The following is an 18544-nucleotide window of genomic DNA, read 5'->3' as shown; positions in this document are numbered from 1 at the left end:
TCAGACGGCCTTCATTATTATTCTTGAACCTTCAAGCCAAAATGCAGATAGGCTCGTTCGGTTGCTACGCGTCCGCGCGGTGTACGCTGCAAAAAGCCCTGCTGAATCAGATAAGGCTCAATCACATCTTCGATGGTATCGGTCGATTCGCCAATCGCAGCAGCCACGTTTTCCAAACCGACAGGACCGCCGCTGAATTTATGCAGAATCGCCTCAAGGAATTTCCTGTCCATCACATCCAAACCTTGCCCATCCACATCCAGCATACTCAAAGCCGCATCGGCAATTTCCGCATCAATGACGCCGTTGTTTTTCACATCGGCATAATCGCGTACACGTCGCAAAAGGCGGTTGGCAATACGCGGCGTACCGCGGCTGCGCTTGGCCACTTCCATAGCGCCCTCGTCGCCCATATCCAGCTGCAACAATTGTGCAGAACGGGCAACAATAGTCGCCAAATCTTTATTCTGATAAAACTCCAATCGGGACACGATACCGAAACGGTCACGCAAAGGATTGGTCAGCATACCGGCACGGGTCGTCGCGCCCACCAATGTAAACGGCGGCAAATCGATTTTGACCGAACGCGCGGCCGGCCCCTCGCCTATCATGATGTCCAACTGATAATCTTCAAGCGCAGGATAAAGGATTTCTTCAACCACGGGGCTTAAGCGGTGGATTTCATCGATAAACAGCACATCATGCGGCTCGAGATTGGTCAACAACGCCGCAAGGTCGCCGGCACGTTCCAAAACCGGGCCGCTGGTTTGGCGCAAATTAACGCCTAACTCTTTGGCGATAATGTGCGCCAAAGTAGTTTTGCCCAAACCCGGAGGGCCAAACAGCAAAGTGTGGTCAAGCGCTTCACCACGTTTTTTCGCCGCCTGAATAAAAATGGCCAACTGCTCTTTTGCTTTATCCTGCCCGATATAGTCGTCTAAAGTTTTCGGACGTAAAGCGCGTTCAAGCAATTCTTCCTGAGCGGAAATATTTTGAGCAGTGATAATGCGCCGAGGTTGTGCAGAAGTAAGATTATCGGTTTGTAACATAGTGTTTCTAAATTCTAAGACCGTTCCCGACCCGTTATTTCAGACGGCCCGAACAATCAGATAAAGCGGTTAAATTATGATTTTGGCCATTATACCCGATAAGGCCGAGCCGCTTTTCCCTCAAATCTAAATCACACAAAAATTTTCGTTTTCAGACGGCCAAAGCAACGTATAATAAACGGTTAATTCAAATACCTATCGCATTCAGGAGAACACATGAGCCTCAAGCAAAAAGTCATCGCCATCGACGGCCCCAGCGCATCCGGCAAAGGGACGGTTGCCTCACGCGTAGCCGAAGCCTTGGGTTTTCTTTACCTCGACTCCGGTGCGCTTTACCGCCTGACCGCGCTTTATGCACAAAAACAAAATGTTGTCTGGACAGATGAAGATGCCGTCAGCACACTGGCAGAAACCTTGCCCGCACAATTTGAAGGCAGCGCCGTATTATTAAACGGCGAAGATGTATCCGAGCAAATCCGTACCGAAGCGATCGGTATGGGCGCATCTGCCGTCGCGCAGTTGTCTAAAGTGCGTACCGCCCTTTTGCAGCGCCAACGCGACTTCCTAACCGAAAAAGGTTTGGTCGCCGACGGTCGTGATATCGGCTCGGTTATTTTCCCTGATGCCGCATTAAAAATTTTCCTGACCGCAAGTGCCAATGTCCGCGCCCAACGTCGTGCAAAACAACTCGGTATCCCATGCGAAGGCGTTGCATTCGAGCGCATTTTGTCAGACATTGAAGCGCGCGACGAAGCAGACCGCCGCCGCCCTGTTGCTCCGTTGAAACAGCTGCCCGACGCCCTGCTTTTAGATACCGATAACCTTTCTATCGAAGAAGCTGTAAAAAAAGTGCTTGATTGGTATCATAAAGTTTAAAATTTGGAGTATAATCGCGAAGTTTTCATTTCAGACGGCCTGTTAATCCTATAACAAGGCCGTCTGAAAACATTTCCCAACCTGCCGCGCCAAGGACGGCAGGTCATTTCAAACCTAACCCGCACCCCTTGGCGGTGTACCGAAAAGAGTATATATGACTATGGAAAATTTTGCCCAGCTGCTGGAAGAAAGCTTTACCCTGCAAGAGATGAACCCAGGTGAAGTGATTACTGCCGAAGTAGTCGGCATCGATCAAAACTTCGTTACCGTTAACGCAGGTCTGAAATCAGAATCTCTGATTGATGTTGCTGAATTCAAAAACGCTCAGGGCGAGATTGAAGTTAAGGTTGGCGATTTCATTACCGTTACCATCGAATCTGTTGAAAACGGCTTCGGCGAAACCAAACTGTCCCGCGAAAAAGCTAAACGCGCTGCCGACTGGATCGCTTTGGAAGAAGCTATGGAAAACGGCGACATCCTGTCCGGCGTTATCAATGGCAAAGTCAAAGGTGGTCTGACTGTTATGATCAACAGCATCCGTGCATTCCTGCCGGGTTCTTTGGTTGACGTACGTCCTGTAAAAGACACTTCTCACTTCGAAGGCAAAGAAATTGAATTCAAAGTGATCAAACTGGACAAAAAACGCAACAACGTTGTTGTGTCCCGCCGCGCTGTTCTGGAAGCTACTTTGGGCGAAGAACGCAAAGCCTTGCTGGAAAACCTGCAAGAAGGTTCAGTTATCAAAGGTATCGTTAAAAACATCACCGATTACGGTGCATTCGTTGACTTGGGCGGCATCGATGGCCTGTTGCACATCACCGACTTGGCATGGCGCCGTGTGAAACACCCAAGCGAAGTTTTGGAAGTTGGTCAAGAAGTAGAAGCTAAAGTCCTGAAATTCGACCAAGACAAACAACGCGTTTCTCTGGGTATGAAACAACTGGGCGAAGATCCTTGGAGCGGCCTGACCCGTCGTTACCCACAAGGTACCCGCCTGTTCGGTAAAGTATCCAACCTGACCGACTACGGTGCTTTCGTTGAAATCGAACAAGGCATCGAAGGTTTGGTACACGTTTCCGAAATGGATTGGACCAACAAAAACGTACACCCAAGCAAAGTTGTTCAACTGGGTGACGAAGTTGAAGTAATGATCCTGGAAATCGACGAAGACCGCCGCCGTATCTCTTTGGGTATGAAACAATGCCAAGCTAACCCTTGGGAAGAGTTTGCTGCCAACCACAACAAAGGCGACAAAATCTCCGGCGCAGTTAAATCTATCACTGACTTCGGCGTATTCGTAGGTCTGCCTGGTGGCATCGACGGCCTGGTTCACTTGTCTGACCTGTCTTGGACTGAAGCCGGCGAAGAAGCTGTACGCAAATACAAAAAAGGCGAAGAAGTTGAAGCCGTTGTATTGGCCATCGACGTTGAAAAAGAACGCATCTCTTTGGGTATTAAACAACTGGAAGGTGATCCGTTCGGCAACTTCATCAGCGTAAACGACAAAGGTTCTTTAGTTAAAGGTTCTGTGAAATCTGTTGACGCCAAAGGTGCCGTAGTCGCTCTGTCTGAAGAAGTTGAAGGCTACCTGCCTGCTTCTGAATTCGCTGCTGACCGCGTTGAAGACCTGACTACCAAACTGAAAGAAGGCGACGAAGTTGAAGCCGTTATCGTTACCGTTGACCGCAAAAACCGCAGCATCCGTCTGTCTGTTAAAGCGAAAGACGCTAAAGAAAACCGCGAAGCGCTGAATTCAGTTAACGCCGCTGCAACTGCCAATGCCGGTACTACCAGCCTGGGCGACTTGCTGAAAGCCAAACTGTCCGGCGACCAAGAATAAGGTTGCAGACATGACGAAGTCTGAATTGATGGTTCGCCTTGCAGAAGTGTTTGCCGAAAAAAATGGCAACCAACTGCTGGCTAAAGATGTCGAATACAGTGTAAAAGTCTTGGTTGATACCATGACCCGCTCACTGGCTCGTGGACAACGTATCGAAATCCGCGGCTTCGGCAGCTTCGACTTGAACCACCGCCCTGCCCGTATCGGGCGCAACCCAAAAACCGGCGAACGCGTGGAAGTGCCTGAAAAGCATGTTCCTCACTTCAAACCGGGTAAAGAGTTGCGTGAGCGTGTAGACTTGGCATTGCAAGAAAGTGCTCATTAATACTTAGTAGCAAAACGCCGCAGAAATGCGGCGTTTTTTTTTGTTTTCTCAAGAAATACCAAAGCCGGCTCTTTTCACGCATACCTTAATCGCACACTATTTCAACTATATTTACTACAATGCTTGTGCAAAAAACGCAGGCCGTCTGAAATCATTTATAATAGACCGACTATTCTGTAATGAAAACATCATTCCAACTACTGTCCAAACTATTGCGGATGATGTTTCAACTATCGCCAGTAAAGCATAATAAAGGTTACACATGAGCAATAGAGACCAACTATTCACACCACCTCCATTTGAAAACCACAGCCCATTGACTTGGTATCAAGCTGCAGCCGAACAGCCCAACTTTATCCGCGACGAAGCCCAAGCGCGAGCCATTGAATATTTGGATCGTTTATGGACCGAGCTGATGATGTTCAAACGCAAACGCAACCGTTTTCTCGGCCGTAGCTTGCGTTCCCCCCAAGTGCCGAAAGGACTCTATTTTTATGGTGGCGTAGGACGCGGTAAAAGCTTTTTGATGGATGCTTTTTTCGGCTGCCTCCCTTATCGTCGTAAGCGTCGCGTGCATTTTCATGCCTTTATGGCCGAAATCCATCAACGCCTTAAAGTCTTGAAAAGCGAAGCCAATCCCTTAAAAGCCGTTGCAACAGAAATTGCCAAAGAAACACGCGTATTATGCTTTGACGAGTTCCACGTCAGCGATATTGCCGATGCCATGATTCTAGGCCGTTTATTGGAAAACCTGTTGAGTGAAGGTGTAGTCTTGGTAGCAACTTCCAACTACGCCCCATCCGAACTCTATCCTCAAGGCCAAAACCGCAGCAGTTTTCTGCCAACCATCGCCCTTATCGAGTCCAACCTGACCGTTTTAAATGTGGATGGCGGCGAAGATTACCGCTTGCGTACGCTGCGTCCTGCCGAAATTTTCTTTGTCCCCAATAATGAAGAAAATGAGCAAAAACTGGCTGCTTTATTTAAGGAAATGAGTGGAATCTCTGAATTAAACCCAGGCATCAGCATTATTCATGGACGGGAAATTCCTCATAAAGCCCAGTCAGAACGCGCCATCTGGTTTGATTTCCGCGCATTATGTTTCGGCCCGCGCTCACAAGCTGACTATCTGTACTTGGCTGAACATTACGAGATGGTTTTCCTTTCAGGATTGGAACGTCTAACCCCGCAAGAAAAAGCAGAAGCACGCCGTCTGACATGGTTGATTGACGTTTTATACGATTTCCGTGTGAAATTGTGTGCTACCAGCGCAGTTGGCGTAAATGATATTTACGTTGAAGGCGATTTCGCCGAAGAATTTACCCGTACAGCCAGCCGTATGATCGAAATGCAATCCGAAGTCTATTTGGAACAACCACACCTAACTTTAAGCAAATAATGCCTTTCCCAAAAAGGGGCGAAATTTGGTAGAATACACTTCCCTTGCCTCTTGGCTGCGACAACTTACCTATCAATAAAAACAAGGACATAACATGGCCATCGAACGTACGATTTCCATTATCAAACCCGATGCAGTAGAAAAAAACGTCATCGGCAAGATTTACAGCCGCTTTGAAGAAAACGGCTTGCGCATTATTGCGGCAAAAATGAAACATCTCTCTGAGCGTGAAGCAAAAGAGTTTTATGCCGTACATAAAGATCGCCCTTTTTATGAAGACTTGGTTAAATTCATGACACGTAATCCTGTCATGATTCAAGTATTGGAAGGTGAAAACGCCGTTGCTAAAAATCGTGAATTGATGGGCGCAACCAATCCGGCTGATGCTGCTCCAGGCACAATCCGCGCCGACTTTGCAGAATCTGTCAGCGTCAATGCTGTACACGGTTCTGACAGCGTGGAAAATGCTGCGATTGAAATCGCCTACTTCTTCAGCCAAAGCGAAATCTGCCCACGATAAAAGCAAAAATCCTGTAGCCGCTTTACGGCCGTCCGACTCCATATCGGACGGCAAAACTGCTTTGTATGCCCTGCAAATGACAGGCTGTCTGAAACCCCTAAAGGCTTTTAAAGCAAAGCTGACCGATAGGCCTCTTTACTTTAAAAGCTTTATTGAGAAACATAAAAATACATGAAAACCAATCTACTGAATTACGATTTAAACGGACTGACGCAACACTTTGCCGAAATGGGTGAAAAACCTTTCCGCGCCAAACAGGTAATGCGTTGGATGCATCAAGCCGGTGCACAAAACTTTGAAGAAATGACTGATTTGGCCAAATCATTACGCGCCAAGCTGAATGAACAAGCCACAATCGAAGTGCCTAAATTAATGATGGCACAAGAATCTACTGATGGCACACGCAAATGGTTGCTGGATGTCGGCACGGGCAACGGTGTAGAAACCGTCTTCATTCCCGAAGCCGAACGCGGTACTTTGTGTATCTCTTCCCAAGTCGGTTGCGCATTGGAATGCACCTTCTGCTCTACCGGCCGACAAGGTTTCAACCGCAACCTGACTGCAGCTGAAATTATCGGTCAGCTTTGGTGGGCCAATAAAGCCATGGGCGTTACCCCTAAAAACGAACGCGTTATCTCCAACGTGGTGATGATGGGCATGGGCGAACCCATGGCAAACTTTGACAATGTTGTTACCGCTTTGAGCATTATGCTGGATGATCACGGCTACGGCTTGAGCCGCCGCCGCGTGACTGTTTCCACTTCGGGCATGGTTCCACAAATGGATAGACTGCGTGATGCAATGCCTGTTGCTTTGGCTGTATCTTTACACGCATCCAACGATGAAGTGCGTGATCAGATTGTTCCCCTCAACAAAAAATACCCGCTCAAAGAATTGATGGCAGCCTGTCAACGTTATCTGGTCAAAGCCCCCCGCGACTTTATTACCTTTGAATACGTTATGCTCGACGGTATCAACGATAAAGCGCAACATGCGCGCGAATTGATTGAGTTGGTTAAAGACGTACCATGCAAATTCAATCTGATTCCGTTCAATCCTTTCCCAAATTCCGGCTACGAACGTTCTACCAACGAAAATATCCGTGTCTTCCGCGATATTCTGCAACAAGCCGGCTTTGTCGTTACTGTCCGCAAAACTCGCGGCGACGATATCGATGCCGCTTGCGGACAACTGGCTGGACAAGTACAAGATAAAACACGCCGCCAACAAAAATGGCAACAGATTTTGGTCGAACAATAAGGTTAATTATGAAAATCAAGTTCGGATTCGCTTTACTTACCGCACTGACTCTTTCTGCCTGCGCTTCCTCTTCCGGACCAAGCCCCAAAGAACGTGCCATTCAGGTTTCCAATATCAAAACCCAGCTTGCCGTGGAATATATGCGCGGCCAAAACTACCGCCAAGCTACCGAAAGTATCGAAGAGGCACTTAAATTCAATTCAAAAAACGATATTGCTTGGCTGGTACGCGCCGAGATTTATCAGTATTTGAAGGTCAAAGACAAAGCTCAGGAAAGCTTTCTTAAAGCATTGTCTTTAAAACCTGATAGCGCAGAAGTCAACAACAACTACGGTTGGTTCTTGTGCAATCAAATGAATGCACCAGCCGAATCTTTGGCTTATTTTGACAAAGCACTGGCCGACCCAACTTACCCGAGTCCCTTTATTGCCAATATGAATAAAGGCATTTGCAGCGCAAGATTAGGCCAATACTCTTTAGCCCAAGCCTATTTGGAAAGGTCTTTAGCAGCGAATCCGCAATTCTTCCCTGCTTTCAAAGAACTTGCCCGAACCAAAATGATGGCAGGCAATCTCAACGATGCCGACTATTATTTCCGCCAATACCAAAGTAAAGTCGATGTCCTGCAGGCTGACGATTTGCTCTTAGGCTGGCGTTTGGCTACCGCCTTGGGCAATAAACACGCCGCATACGAATACGAAGCCCAACTTAGGGCAAACTTCCCATATTCAGACGAACTACAAACCGTCACAACAGGCCACTAAATGGAAAATAACGATAAAATCAACTACGACACACAAGCCGCCAAAACATTGGGGGATGAATTACGCAAACACAGAACTGATGCCAAAATCGATATTCAAGATGTTGCTTCACGTTTGAAACTATCTGCCGAACAAATTGATGCTTTGGAAAAAGGGGAATATTCAGGCTTTCCCGGTTTAGTCTTTGTTTCAGGCTATCTGCGTTCATATGCACGATTTCTGAAAATCGATGAACAAACCATCGCCAAACATTTACTCTCCATTACTCCGCAACTTGAAGACCATGTATACGCGGTAACACGCAGTGCCAACACCGGCTTAAGCTACAAAGACACTGAGAAACAAGGCTTCCCAAAATGGATATTGGGAGTAGCCGCATTAGCTTTGGCTGTAGGCGGCGTTTACTTTTGGCAAAGCAAATCCAGTTTTGAAAATGAACAGGCAAATATTCAAAACAGCAAAGATGTTGCTGATACGATGAAAACGCCTGCCTTAAAAACGGATAATGTTGCCGTTAGCGAAATGACGGAAGACGGCAAAAAAGAAATCACCAATAAGCCTGAAACGGCCAATGATCAAGCAACCTCAGCAGCTTCCGCCGTCGTACAAGATGAGAAGCCTGCCGTCAAAGTTGAGAAAGACGAACTTTGGATTAAAGTCCAATACCGAAGCAATCTGATTATTACAGACAAAGATGGAAAAGTTGTCCTCAGCCGTATCGTTCCGGCCGGAAGCGAACAACGTCTGAGAGGCGGCGCGCCTTACAATGTTTGGATCGGTATTGCAGCCGGCTCGGAAGCCAATTACGGCGGCACACCTATCGAACCTTTGAAATACCGTGTTGCCGGTGAAAAATCCGCCTCTTTTGTTGCAGGAAAAAACTAAAATGACCACACCTAAACGCCGTCAGACACATCAAGTTAAAATTGACCATCTCATCATCGGCTCCGATGCGCCCGTTGTTGTGCAATCTATGACCAATACCGACACCGCAGATGCAGAAGCAACCGCCCGACAGGTCAAAGAGTTGAGCGATGCCGGCTCAGAAATGGTACGCATCACGGTCAATACTCCGGAAGCGGCTTCCAAAGTCGCCGAAATCCGCAGCCGCTTAGACGATATGGGCTACACCACGCCCCTGATCGGCGACTTCCATTTTAATGGCGAACGCTTATTAGCCGAATTTCCTGAGTGCGGCAAGGCCCTGTCTAAATACCGCATCAACCCGGGCAATGTCGGCAAAGGTGCAAAAGGCGATGAAAAATTTGCCTTTATGATTCGTACTGCCGCAGAAAACAATAAAGCCGTACGCATCGGTGTGAACTGGGGTTCGCTTGATCAAAGCCTTGCCAAGCGCATGATGGATGCCAACCTAGCTTCTGCCACACCGAAGCCGCCTGAAGAAATCATGAAAGAGGCTTTGATTGTTTCTGCGCTGGAATCGGCAGAAAAAGCCGTGGCTTTGGGCTTACCCGAAGACAAAATCATTTTGTCGTGCAAGGTCAGCGCCGTACAAGACTTGATTCAGGTTTACCGCGAATTAGGCAGCCGTTGCCGTTACCCGCTCCATCTCGGTCTGACTGAGGCAGGCATGGGCAGCAAAGGTATTGTAGCATCTACCGCGGCCTTAGCCGTATTGCTGCAAGAAGGTATCGGTGACACCATTCGAATCTCCCTAACCCCCGAGCCCGGTAGTTCTCGCACTCAAGAAGTCATTGTCGGTCAGGAAATTCTGCAAACCATGGGCTTGCGCTCCTTTACGCCAATGGTTACAGCCTGCCCGGGTTGCGGCCGCACCACCAGTACCGTATTCCAAGAATTGGCGCAAGACGTACAAAACTATTTACGTCAAAAAATGACTATTTGGCGCACTGAGTATCCAGGCGTTGAATCATTGAACGTCGCTGTAATGGGTTGCGTGGTAAATGGTCCGGGCGAAAGCAAACTTGCCGATATCGGTATCAGCCTGCCAGGTACAGGCGAAACACCGGTTGCGCCGGTTTATGTAGACGGCGAGCGGAAAGTCACCCTCAAAGGCGACAATATCGCTGCCGAGTTTTTACAAATCGTTGAAGATTATGTCAAAACCAACTACTGCGAAGGTGGCGCAAAGCGTAAGCAAAACCGTGTCATTCCGATTCAATCTGCCTAAAACATTTTTAAGATAAAGAGGCCGTCTGAAAACATGTTGGGCAAACTGGATACTTGGCTGACTGAGCATCCCAAACGCAAGGATTTGCATGGTTGGCGACGCTTTATCGTTGAATTTTGTTTTTTTGGTTTAAAAGAAGCACGAGCCTGCTTATTTGCAGGCTTGTTTTTCATTGCCATGTTCCTCATTCCGAAAACAGGCTGGTTGGGAATTTCCCGCTACGACCTGCTGCTGATTTTTGCCGTCTCCGTACAAGTAGCCATGCTGTATTTCAAGCTGGAAACTTGGGATGAAGTCAAATCGATTACGCTGTTTCACTTGGTGGGCTTTGCTTTAGAGTGGTTCAAAACATCTGGCGATATCCAATCTTGGAGTTATCCGGATGAGGCATACACCAAAATCGGCGGCGTACCGCTGTTTGCGGGTTTTATGTATGCTGCGGTCGGCAGCTATATCATTCAAGCATGGCGGCTGTTTGACTTAAAAATCAAAAGCCATCCGCCGTATTGGTTGGGCACTTTGTGCGCACTGGCGATTTATATCAATTTTTTCACCCATCACTATATCGGCGACTATCGCTGGTATCTCGCTGCTTTTGCTCTCGGCCTATACGCCCGGACAACGGTCTTGTACACACCCTATGACACCACTCGCAAAATGCCGCTCCTGCTCGCTTTCGTCCTGATTGGATTTTTTATTTGGCTGGCGGAAAATTTGGGAACCCTATTCGGCGTTTGGCGCTATCCCAACCAAATCGGCGCTTGGGCATCGGTACACATCAGCAAATGGAGTTCATGGGCATTACTGGTGATGATGACTTTTACCATCGTTGCGAATTTAAAACACATCAAACATACCATCAGCGTATCAAAAGATTAATTGTTCAACATGTAAAAAAGGCCGTCTGAAACTTTCAGACGGCCTCTAATTTTCAACAATCAATTAAACAAACTTAAGGCTTTAACAAACACCATAATGACGCCATAGCCCAAAGGAATGCAAACCAAAGCCCAGCGCCACCATACGCCGATACCACCTGCTGATACTTTCTTGCTGATCAGATAAGCATCGGATACAGCGGTTTCATCATCGGGGTTACCACTATGTGCCGCGACCTTAATGTCTTTTTCGTGATGCTTTTCATGAACCGAACGGACACTCAAATTACACAATAAGCCGACAATCAACAAACCCGCCATAATATACATGGTAATGCTATAAGCTTCAGCAGCCGGAACACCGCTTTCAATTTGACTTTGGCGGATATAGTTGACCAACACCGGGCCAATAACAGCCGCAGTTGACCATGCCAGCAAAATCCTGCCGTGGATTGCACCGACTTGATAAGTGCCGAACAAATCCTTCAGATACGCCGGAATCGCTGCAAAACCGCCGCCATACATGGAAATGATGACGCAGAAACCAATAACAAACAAAGCCTTGTTACCGCTATCGCCAATAGACGGAATGGCAAAATACAACAGCGAGCCGAGTACAAAGAAAATAGTATAAGTATTTTTACGGCCAATTTTGTCGGACACGCTGGACCACAAAAAACGGCCGCCCATATTAAACAGGCTCAACAGACTCACAAAACCTGCCGCCGCACCCGCACCAACGGCAGCCTGTTTACCGACAGAAGTTTCAGAAAACAGCTCCTGAATCATGACGGAAGCCTGTCCCAACACACCAATACCGGCCGTTACATTCAAACACAATACCCAAAACAAGAGCCAAAATTGTGGTGTTTTCATGGCTTCGGAAACATTGACGTGATTACTGCTGACCAATTTGCTTTTGTTTTTCGGCGCAACATAACCTTTAGGTTTCCAGCCATCGGCAGGTATGCGGATGGTAAACGCGCCGAACATCATCAACACCAGATAAAACAATCCTAAAACGACAAAAGCCTGCGCTACACCAACCGAAGTTTCACTGGAGAAAAAACTCATCAGCGACACGGATAAAGGCGAAGCCAACATCGCGCCGCCGCCGAAACCCATAATCGCCAAACCTGTCGCCATGCCCGGTTTGTCAGGAAACCATTTCATCAGCGTCGATACAGGCCCGATATAGCCTAAGCCCAAACCAACCCCGCCAATCACACCGTTGCCCAAATAAAGCAAAAACAGATTGTGCGTATAGACGCCGATCGCCGACACAAAAAAGCCCAAACTAAAGCAGCAGGCAGCAACAAACATTGCTTTACGCGGCCCAACGCGCTCCATCCATGTACCGAACATGGCCGCTGACGCGCCCAACATCGCCAAGGCAATACTGAAAATCCAACCGACTGTGGTCAGCTTCCAATCTCCTGCAGCCGACTCAGTGATACCGATAAGCTTGGTCAGCGGCGCATTGAACACGGAATAAGCGTATATCTGCCCGATGGCAAGATGCACGGCCAAAGCGGCAGGCGGTACCAGCCAACGATTAAAGCCGGGTTTGGCAATGGTCGCCTCACGGTCTAGAAATTTCATAAAATCCTCTTGTCTATGTGTGTCAAACGCTGATTCCATATCATGTGGAATCAGAAAATTGTTGACAATATTTTAGCATAATCTCCCGTTTATCCTTTTTTCTGCTCCATGATAATTTTGCGTATCAGACAGAAAAAACATTCATCTAAACCATTTCTTCACGCCAATATCGACAAAAAGGCCGAGACCTTTGCAAAAGTCTCAAGTTGACCGTATTGGCGGAAAAAATTCAAACGCGTAGTAAGGGCATTTTCAGGGAGTTGTTGAACAGTATGCATAAAATTCGGCAAATAATCGCAGTTCGGGGCAAGGATATTTGGGTGGCGCACCAAAATTACTACAAAATGACTTGCGTCTATTGGTAGGTGAATGCACTTTTATAAGAAATTTCCCCATCATAATAAATAATCCATGTAGAAACAAAATTTAAAGATTCTGGCTCATGCATAGATGTAATAAGTACTGAATGTTGCTTTTTTTCTATCCCATCAGCTATAGATGTAGCCCAGCTATTTTTATATTCTTCAATACCCAATAGTCTATTGGAATATGTAATTCTTCTACATATTCACCTAAAGAGATTGAAGCCAAAATATGCATCCCATATCCATTATCAAAAGATGTACCTTTATCTTTAAAGAAAATACCAAACATTATTAATCCTTAATTCTTTTTAAATCCCTGTCATAAATAAATAGTTCCAATCTTATTCATATTTTTCATGGCGCTTATATACACATATATAATTATCAAAAGATAAATATTTAGGGTAATCAATCCTAACTAAATTCTCATCAATAGTATAATCCTCACCAAAATTAGAAATAATATCTGTACCAATTTCATAAATCTCTTCATTCCAATAGGTAGAGATATCTCCATCAATAACGATATAAATACTTATACAATTTTCATTGATTCTTACATAAACACCTCTAACCTCTTTGGTAATTTTACCTATCAAGGCATTTTGGGTAACAATTCTTAATCTTATAATGTCATTATTCATAGACTATTATTCCTTTGGTTTAGCCGGAACTACATGATATCCATTTTTACTATAATGAATAATCCCCATAGTTGTTGGAGTTTGATTTCCTGTAACAGGATCGATATAAATACCGATATTTTTATTGAAGTTCACCCTTTCTTTAGAACCAGGAAGCCCAATTTCAGTTTTTCCCAACTGCTGTCCAGTTCCTACATAACCTTTTAAAGAATCTAAACTTACAGTGATAAAGATGCAGTAAAAAGGCATAATGATAGCCCCATTTTTATAATTATTTATTTTAGGGGCAAAAAGATGAATATTTTATTACTAGACGGTAGAAAAGAGTTTGGTCATTCGCATGGTGAGTTGAACCATATGCTTCATAAAAAAGCGAAAGAAGTTTTGACCGCACTTGGACACAATGTACAAGAAACCGTGATTAATGCGGGCTATGATGTTGAAGCAGAAATCGAAAAATTCTTGTGGATGGATGCCGTGATTTGGCAAATGCCAGGCTGGTGGATGCACGAACCTTGGACAGTGAAAAAATACATAGACGAAGTATTAACTTCCGGACACGGCAAGCTTTACCACAGTGATGGCCGCCATCGTGTCAATCCGACAGAAGGCTACGGCACAGGTGGTTTGTTGCAAGGCAAAAAACACATGCTCTCGCTTACTTGGAATGCGCCGATTGAGGCCTTCACCCGAGAAGGCGATTTTTTCGAAGGCAAAGGCGTGGATGCGTTGTATATGCACTTCCACAAACTCAATGAGTTCATCGGTTTGACCCGTCTGCCGACATTCTTATGTAACGATGTGATTAAAAATCCACAAGTGGAACAATACTTAGCAGACTACCAAGCACACTTAGAAAAAGTATTCGGCTAATGGCAAAAAAGGTGGGTAAAATGCCCACTTTTTTATTATTGATGAATGGGTGTGATCATTGTAAATGAGCCACATCGTTAAGCTGCTCAATATGAAAACCGCTTTCACTATCATATTTCACAATACTGATTGAAGTATGCAACAATGACACGGATTTACCCTCATCACGATGGTTTTCCCAAGTCGCTCCGCCTAGTAAGGACAATAAAAGCCGCAAGGTATGACCATGCGATACCACTAAAATATTAGCGCCCGATTGATGTACCTTAATGATGTCGTAAAGGGCGGCCATTGCACGTACTGCTAATTGTTCAAAGGTTTCAGGCCGTCTGAAAAATTTTCAGACGGCCTTTTCACTCATATCGTTTTATGCGGCGAAGCGTTTGGCAACTTCATCCCAGTTAACAATTTCCCAGAAACCTTTCAGGTAGTTAGGACGGCTGTTACGGTAGTCGATGTAGTAAGCGTGTTCCCATACATCGCAAGTCAACAGCGGAGTGTTTTCAGTAGTCAGCGGAGTACCTGCATTGGAAGTAGAAACCAGATCCAATTCACCGGCAGGCGTTTTCACCAACCATGCCCAACCGGAGCCGAAAGTACCAGCCGCGCAGGCATTGAACGCTTCTTGGAATTTCTCGAAGCTGCCCCATTTGGCGTCGATGGCTGCAGCCAATTCACCGGCAGGTTTGCCTTGACCTTTAGGGGTAAAGCCCAGCCAGTAGAAAGTGTGGTTCCAAGTTTGGGCAGCGTTGTTGAACATACCGCCGGAAGATTTTTTCACGATTTCTTCCAAAGGAATTTCTTCAAACTCAGTGCCTTTGATTTGATTGTTCAAATTGGTGATGTAAGTTTGATGGTGTTTGCCGTAGTGAAACTCCAAAGTTTCTTTGGTCAGATGAGGGGACAACGCATCCAGTTCATAAGGCAATTGTGGCAGCTTGTGTTCCATTTTTATGCTCCTAATTATTGATATTTATATTTTGGTAGTGTGTGTTGTCAAATCGACAACATTGCTATTTTACCTGCTTTAGCCTAAACAAACCAATTGAACTTACACTGCGCTATAATAGTGGATTACAATTTTCCAGCCAGAGATGCCCGTCATGAGCAATTATTCCGATATGCCGTCTGAAGACCGTGAAATCAGCGCATTGTCACTGCCGCCACATTCCACAGAAGCGGAGCAATCCGTCTTGGGCGGCCTGATGCTGGAAAATTCTGCTTGGGACCGTATTGCCGATGTCGTTTCCGGCGAGGATTTCTACCGCCACGAACACCGCCTGATTTTTCGTGCCATTGCCAACCTGATTAACGAAAGCCGCCCTGCCGACGTCATTACCGTTCAAGAAAGTTTGGAACGCAATGAAGAATTGGAAGCGGCTGGCGGATTCAACTATCTGATTACGCTGGCGCAAAACACGCCATCTGCTGCCAATATCCGCCGCTACGCCGAAATCGTGCGTGAGCGTTCCATCATGCGCCAGCTTGCCGAAGTCGGCACGGAAATTGCACGCAGCGCATACAATCCGCAAGGTCGCGATGCAGGCCAGCTTTTGGACGAGGCGGAAAACAAAGTATTCCAAATTGCCGAAAGTACCGCCAAATCTAAACAAGGCTTCCTTGAGATGCCCGACCTTTTGAAAGAAGTGGTAGAGCGCATCGATATGCTTTATTCGCGAGACAATCCTGACGAAGTAACCGGCATATCGACAGGTTTTATCGACCTCGACAAAAAAACATCAGGCCTCCAACCGGGCGATTTGATCATCGTCGCAGGCCGTCCTTCCATGGGTAAAACCGCCTTTTCGATCAACATCGCCGAACACGTTGCCGTAGAAAACAAATTACCTGTTGCCGTATTCTCGATGGAGATGGGCGGTGCGCAGCTGGTTATGCGTATGCTGGGTTCGGTAGGACGTTTGGATCAAAGCGTTTTAAAAACCGGCAGATTGCAAGACGAACACTGGGGCCGTCTGAACGAGGCGGTCGTTAAACTCTCCGATGCACCCATGTATATCGATGAAACTCCGGGTTTGACCGCGCTCGAACTGCGCGCCCGCGCCCGCCGTCTTGCGCGCCAGTTCAACGGCAAATTGGGTTTGATCGTCATCGACTACCTGCAATTAATGTCAGGCTCCGGCCGTTCTGACAACCGCGCTTCCGAGCTTGGCGAAATTTCGCGCTCCCTCAAAGCATTGGCCAAAGAGTTGCAAGTTCCCGTTATTGCCCTGTCGCAGTTGAGCCGTACCGTTGAACAGCGTACCGACAAACGCCCGATGATGTCTGATTTGCGTGAATCCGGCGCAATCGAACAAGATGCCGACTTGATTATGTTCATGTATCGTGATGAATACTACAACTCAGAATCACCCGCAAAAGGCTTGGCGGAATGTATTATCGGTAAACACCGTAACGGCCCCGTCGGGAAAGTATTCCTCACTTGGATGGGTCAATTTACCAAATTTGATAATGCTGCCTATGTTCCAGAATCCATGTTGATGGAAGATTGAGACAGATTGTCTGAAAAACTAACCGAATTTCATATTTCATTAGTCACGCATTACAAAATCGTTTAAAATAAATCTAATAAAAGCAAAAGCATTGCCACAGGCAAATGCAAAAGAGAAAACGTCGGTTACCCCAACACATTACTACCAAAAATCACTCATGTATCAGACACAAAAAGGCTTCACTCTAATTGAGTTGCTGATCGTCATTACTATTGCAGCAGTAATGGCCGTCATCGCACTTCCCAATATGAATCAATGGATTGCCTCCAGACGTGCGGCATCGCAAGCAGAGCAAATTGCCAATCTGCTGCGCTTCGCGCGAAATGAGGCCGTCCGTCTCAATCTTCCCGTTTACATTTGCCCGGTCAAAATTAAATCCGATGGCTCGCCCAATAATGGTTGCGATTCCAAATATGCTGGTAATGGTATGTTGGCCTACGCTGATAAAAACGAAGACTTACGCTATCAAAACGATACTGTCGATTTATCCATCCGCTCCATTATCCTTAATGGAGATACCGACAAAGTGGAATACAGCTTCAACTATATCCCTATCGGCAATGACCGTTCTGCCCTCTCTACTTCAGCTTCAAAAGAAGTCTGGTGGAGATTCCTGCCCAATGGTACATTTGGCCATTCAACCGATGGCAAGAATTATCAATTTTCAGACGGCCACATCAAAATCAGCCTGACGGATAAATCTGCTACCGATGCTGAAACCAAGAAAGCCCGTGCTACCGTACTTTTAATCAATGGCAATGGGCATGTCGAAATCTGTGCTAAAAACGATGAGCGCAAAATGTGCAAATACACTTCCAAAGAATAACAACGGTATCTTATGAACATTACTAATCCTACTCATCTCAGATCATTTAAAGGCCGTCTGAAAACAAGCTCATCAAGCTTTACCCCAAAACTTCAATCAGGCATGACCCTGATTGAAGTTTTGATTGCCATGTTTGTCCTTGCCATCGGTGTGCTGGCCCTTCTGGCTGTCCAACTGCGTACCGTATCCAACGTGCGCGAGTCTGAAAATCAAACCACCGTCGCCCAAATTACGCAAAATCTGATTGAAGGCATGCTCATTAACCCAACGCTCTCTGAAGAAACCGATACTGCAGGTGAAAAAACTACCCGTTATAAAAAATCCTATGATGCCTATCTAAAATCCGACTCTAAACAAACTGGAAAATTTGAAGCCAAAATGAGCAAAGCCCAACTTGCACAGGCTCAAATTGCCCAGTTTAAGGCCGACTTAGCCAAAGCCCTTCCCGAAGCCCAAGTGTTCTCAACCATCTGCAAAGATTCTTCCGGTGCAGAGCCGACTTACGAAAATGGGTTTAACGCAAAATGCGATGGCAAAGGCGACACGACCATCGTGAAAGTTTTATGGTTGCAAGATGTCGAAGAAGAAAATAGCGCAAAAAATCTCAACACATCGGGGCATCGAGTTGTCTATACCTACCAATCACGTGTAAGAGACTAAC

General features: G+C 46.2%; 20 protein-coding genes and 1 pseudogene. 14 read left to right on the top strand and 7 right to left on the bottom strand.

Features of this window, described 5'->3' with window-relative positions; translation table 11 throughout:
• Nucleotides 1–17: 17 nt before the first annotated feature.
• Nucleotides 18–1049 carry a Holliday junction branch migration DNA helicase RuvB gene (gene ruvB / locus HMPREF3022_RS08010; protein WP_049333704.1) on the bottom strand — a complete coding sequence of 344 codons (1032 nt, stop codon included), beginning with the start codon at nucleotides 1047–1049 and terminating at the stop codon, nucleotides 18–20.
• 216 nt (nucleotides 1050–1265) lie between these two features.
• Between ruvB and cmk the strand changes: the two genes are divergently transcribed.
• From cmk to HMPREF3022_RS07960, 10 genes are all read left to right on the top strand, one after another.
• Nucleotides 1266–1925, top strand: a complete 660-nt coding sequence (gene cmk, locus HMPREF3022_RS08005) for a (d)CMP kinase (protein ID WP_049333702.1) — start codon at nucleotides 1266–1268, stop codon at nucleotides 1923–1925.
• A 154-nt stretch (nucleotides 1926–2079) separates the two neighbouring features.
• The gene (rpsA, locus tag HMPREF3022_RS08000; protein ID WP_141756512.1) at nucleotides 2080–3765 is read left to right on the top strand and encodes a 30S ribosomal protein S1; all 1686 of its coding nucleotides are present in this window, start codon (nucleotides 2080–2082) and stop codon (nucleotides 3763–3765) included.
• A gap of 10 nt (nucleotides 3766–3775) precedes the next feature.
• A complete protein-coding gene (locus tag HMPREF3022_RS07995) occupies nucleotides 3776–4090 on the top strand; it encodes an integration host factor subunit beta (protein ID WP_003678992.1) in 315 nt (104 codons plus the stop codon).
• 262 nt (nucleotides 4091–4352) lie between these two features.
• Nucleotides 4353–5489, top strand: a complete 1137-nt coding sequence (zapE, locus tag HMPREF3022_RS07990) for a cell division protein ZapE (RefSeq protein ID WP_049333700.1) — start codon at nucleotides 4353–4355, stop codon at nucleotides 5487–5489.
• Nucleotides 5490–5583: 94 nt separating this feature from the next.
• Nucleotides 5584–6009, top strand: a complete 426-nt coding sequence (gene ndk / locus HMPREF3022_RS07985; protein WP_004519785.1) for a nucleoside-diphosphate kinase — start codon at nucleotides 5584–5586, stop codon at nucleotides 6007–6009.
• 171 nt (nucleotides 6010–6180) lie between these two features.
• Nucleotides 6181–7269, top strand: a complete 1089-nt coding sequence (rlmN, locus tag HMPREF3022_RS07980; protein ID WP_003683577.1) for a dual-specificity RNA methyltransferase RlmN — start codon at nucleotides 6181–6183, stop codon at nucleotides 7267–7269.
• Between the two features lie 8 nt (nucleotides 7270–7277).
• Nucleotides 7278–8033, top strand: coding sequence for a type IV pilus biogenesis/stability protein PilW (gene pilW / locus HMPREF3022_RS07975; protein ID WP_049333698.1), 756 nt, complete (start codon nucleotides 7278–7280; stop codon nucleotides 8031–8033).
• Nucleotides 8034–8918 carry a helix-turn-helix domain-containing protein gene (locus HMPREF3022_RS07970; protein ID WP_049333696.1) on the top strand — a complete coding sequence of 295 codons (885 nt, stop codon included), beginning with the start codon at nucleotides 8034–8036 and terminating at the stop codon, nucleotides 8916–8918. It begins immediately after the preceding gene.
• A gap of 1 nt (nucleotide 8919) precedes the next feature.
• Nucleotides 8920–10185: a flavodoxin-dependent (E)-4-hydroxy-3-methylbut-2-enyl-diphosphate synthase gene (ispG, locus tag HMPREF3022_RS07965; protein WP_063068149.1), complete on the top strand. Its 1266-nt coding sequence runs from the start codon at nucleotides 8920–8922 to the stop codon at nucleotides 10183–10185.
• A 33-nt stretch (nucleotides 10186–10218) separates the two neighbouring features.
• The gene (locus HMPREF3022_RS07960; protein WP_049332252.1) at nucleotides 10219–11064 is read left to right on the top strand and encodes a DUF817 domain-containing protein; all 846 of its coding nucleotides are present in this window, start codon (nucleotides 10219–10221) and stop codon (nucleotides 11062–11064) included.
• Nucleotides 11065–11123: 59 nt separating this feature from the next.
• Here the strand turns inward: HMPREF3022_RS07960 and HMPREF3022_RS07955 are convergent, their stop codons facing one another.
• The 4 genes from HMPREF3022_RS07955 to HMPREF3022_RS11375 all read right to left on the bottom strand — a co-directional run bounded on the left by HMPREF3022_RS07955 (nucleotide 11124) and on the right by HMPREF3022_RS11375 (nucleotide 13923).
• The gene (locus tag HMPREF3022_RS07955; RefSeq protein ID WP_049332254.1) at nucleotides 11124–12665 is read right to left on the bottom strand and encodes an L-lactate MFS transporter; all 1542 of its coding nucleotides are present in this window, start codon (nucleotides 12663–12665) and stop codon (nucleotides 11124–11126) included.
• A 492-nt stretch (nucleotides 12666–13157) separates the two neighbouring features.
• On the bottom strand, nucleotides 13158–13319 hold the full coding sequence (locus tag HMPREF3022_RS11750) for a hypothetical protein (RefSeq protein ID WP_168166416.1): 162 nt from the start codon (nucleotides 13317–13319) through the stop codon (nucleotides 13158–13160).
• A 52-nt stretch (nucleotides 13320–13371) separates the two neighbouring features.
• On the bottom strand, nucleotides 13372–13674 hold the full coding sequence (locus HMPREF3022_RS07950) for a MafI2 family immunity protein (protein WP_049332258.1): 303 nt from the start codon (nucleotides 13672–13674) through the stop codon (nucleotides 13372–13374).
• Between the two features lie 6 nt (nucleotides 13675–13680).
• Entirely contained in the window at nucleotides 13681–13923 is a 243-nt protein-coding gene (locus tag HMPREF3022_RS11375; protein ID WP_079454241.1) for a polymorphic toxin type 50 domain-containing protein, read from the bottom strand.
• 45 nt (nucleotides 13924–13968) lie between these two features.
• Here HMPREF3022_RS11375 and HMPREF3022_RS07945 point away from each other — a divergent pair, with 45 nt between their 5' ends.
• The gene (locus HMPREF3022_RS07945) at nucleotides 13969–14547 is read left to right on the top strand and encodes an NAD(P)H-dependent oxidoreductase (protein WP_070765411.1); all 579 of its coding nucleotides are present in this window, start codon (nucleotides 13969–13971) and stop codon (nucleotides 14545–14547) included.
• Nucleotides 14548–14602: 55 nt separating this feature from the next.
• On the opposite strand, the pseudogene HMPREF3022_RS07940 reads toward HMPREF3022_RS07945, so the two are convergent.
• Both HMPREF3022_RS07940 and HMPREF3022_RS07935 read right to left on the bottom strand, forming a co-directional pair.
• Nucleotides 14603–14860: pseudogene (locus HMPREF3022_RS07940) on the bottom strand (histidine phosphatase family protein); the annotation flags it as partial.
• A 54-nt stretch (nucleotides 14861–14914) separates the two neighbouring features.
• Nucleotides 14915–15496 (bottom strand): superoxide dismutase, encoded by a 582-nt coding sequence (locus HMPREF3022_RS07935; protein WP_070765410.1) that lies wholly within the window; start codon nucleotides 15494–15496, stop codon nucleotides 14915–14917.
• A 154-nt stretch (nucleotides 15497–15650) separates the two neighbouring features.
• Between HMPREF3022_RS07935 and dnaB the strand changes: the two genes are divergently transcribed.
• The 3 genes from dnaB to pilV all read left to right on the top strand — a co-directional run bounded on the left by dnaB (nucleotide 15651) and on the right by pilV (nucleotide 18543).
• A complete protein-coding gene (gene dnaB / locus HMPREF3022_RS07930) occupies nucleotides 15651–17057 on the top strand; it encodes a replicative DNA helicase (protein ID WP_036493702.1) in 1407 nt (468 codons plus the stop codon).
• Nucleotides 17058–17214: 157 nt separating this feature from the next.
• Nucleotides 17215–17883 (top strand): GspH/FimT family pseudopilin, encoded by a 669-nt coding sequence (locus tag HMPREF3022_RS07925; protein WP_049333298.1) that lies wholly within the window; start codon nucleotides 17215–17217, stop codon nucleotides 17881–17883.
• Between the two features lie 12 nt (nucleotides 17884–17895).
• Nucleotides 17896–18543 (top strand): type IV pilus modification protein PilV, encoded by a 648-nt coding sequence (gene pilV / locus HMPREF3022_RS07920; RefSeq protein ID WP_192832388.1) that lies wholly within the window; start codon nucleotides 17896–17898, stop codon nucleotides 18541–18543.
• Nucleotide 18544: the final 1 nt, after the last annotated feature.

The sequence above is a fragment of the Neisseria sp. HMSC065C04 genome (genome assembly GCF_001815375.1).
GTDB classification, from domain to species: domain Bacteria; phylum Pseudomonadota; class Gammaproteobacteria; order Burkholderiales; family Neisseriaceae; genus Neisseria; species Neisseria flavescens_D.
This window is presented reverse-complemented; position numbering and strand designations above follow the sequence as displayed.

What these genes read in the sequence shown, in the direction of transcription:
- HMPREF3022_RS07925 (WP_049333298.1), top strand. Translation starts at nt 17,215, where the DNA reads ATGTATCAGACACAAAAAGGCTTCACTCTAATTGAGTTGCTGATCGTC.
- HMPREF3022_RS07960 (WP_049332252.1), top strand. Translation starts at nt 10,219, where the DNA reads ATGTTGGGCAAACTGGATACTTGGCTGACTGAGCATCCCAAACGCAAG.
- zapE (WP_049333700.1), top strand. Translation starts at nt 4,353, where the DNA reads ATGAGCAATAGAGACCAACTATTCACACCACCTCCATTTGAAAACCAC.
- ruvB (WP_049333704.1), bottom strand. Translation starts at nt 1,049, where the DNA reads ATGTTACAAACCGATAATCTTACTTCTGCACAACCTCGGCGCATTATC.
- HMPREF3022_RS07935 (WP_070765410.1), bottom strand. Translation starts at nt 15,496, where the DNA reads ATGGAACACAAGCTGCCACAATTGCCTTATGAACTGGATGCGTTGTCC.
- dnaB (WP_036493702.1), top strand. Translation starts at nt 15,651, where the DNA reads ATGAGCAATTATTCCGATATGCCGTCTGAAGACCGTGAAATCAGCGCA.
- HMPREF3022_RS07950 (WP_049332258.1), bottom strand. Translation starts at nt 13,674, where the DNA reads ATGAATAATGACATTATAAGATTAAGAATTGTTACCCAAAATGCCTTG.
- rlmN (WP_003683577.1), top strand. Translation starts at nt 6,181, where the DNA reads ATGAAAACCAATCTACTGAATTACGATTTAAACGGACTGACGCAACAC.
- HMPREF3022_RS11375 (WP_079454241.1), bottom strand. Translation starts at nt 13,923, where the DNA reads ATGCCTTTTTACTGCATCTTTATCACTGTAAGTTTAGATTCTTTAAAA.
- HMPREF3022_RS07995 (WP_003678992.1), top strand. Translation starts at nt 3,776, where the DNA reads ATGACGAAGTCTGAATTGATGGTTCGCCTTGCAGAAGTGTTTGCCGAA.
- cmk (WP_049333702.1), top strand. Translation starts at nt 1,266, where the DNA reads ATGAGCCTCAAGCAAAAAGTCATCGCCATCGACGGCCCCAGCGCATCC.
- HMPREF3022_RS07945 (WP_070765411.1), top strand. Translation starts at nt 13,969, where the DNA reads ATGAATATTTTATTACTAGACGGTAGAAAAGAGTTTGGTCATTCGCAT.
- pilV (WP_192832388.1), top strand. Translation starts at nt 17,896, where the DNA reads ATGAACATTACTAATCCTACTCATCTCAGATCATTTAAAGGCCGTCTG.
- pilW (WP_049333698.1), top strand. Translation starts at nt 7,278, where the DNA reads ATGAAAATCAAGTTCGGATTCGCTTTACTTACCGCACTGACTCTTTCT.
- HMPREF3022_RS11750 (WP_168166416.1), bottom strand. Translation starts at nt 13,319, where the DNA reads ATGTTTGGTATTTTCTTTAAAGATAAAGGTACATCTTTTGATAATGGA.
- HMPREF3022_RS07970 (WP_049333696.1), top strand. Translation starts at nt 8,034, where the DNA reads ATGGAAAATAACGATAAAATCAACTACGACACACAAGCCGCCAAAACA.
- rpsA (WP_141756512.1), top strand. Translation starts at nt 2,080, where the DNA reads ATGACTATGGAAAATTTTGCCCAGCTGCTGGAAGAAAGCTTTACCCTG.
- HMPREF3022_RS07955 (WP_049332254.1), bottom strand. Translation starts at nt 12,665, where the DNA reads ATGAAATTTCTAGACCGTGAGGCGACCATTGCCAAACCCGGCTTTAAT.
- ispG (WP_063068149.1), top strand. Translation starts at nt 8,920, where the DNA reads ATGACCACACCTAAACGCCGTCAGACACATCAAGTTAAAATTGACCAT.
- ndk (WP_004519785.1), top strand. Translation starts at nt 5,584, where the DNA reads ATGGCCATCGAACGTACGATTTCCATTATCAAACCCGATGCAGTAGAA.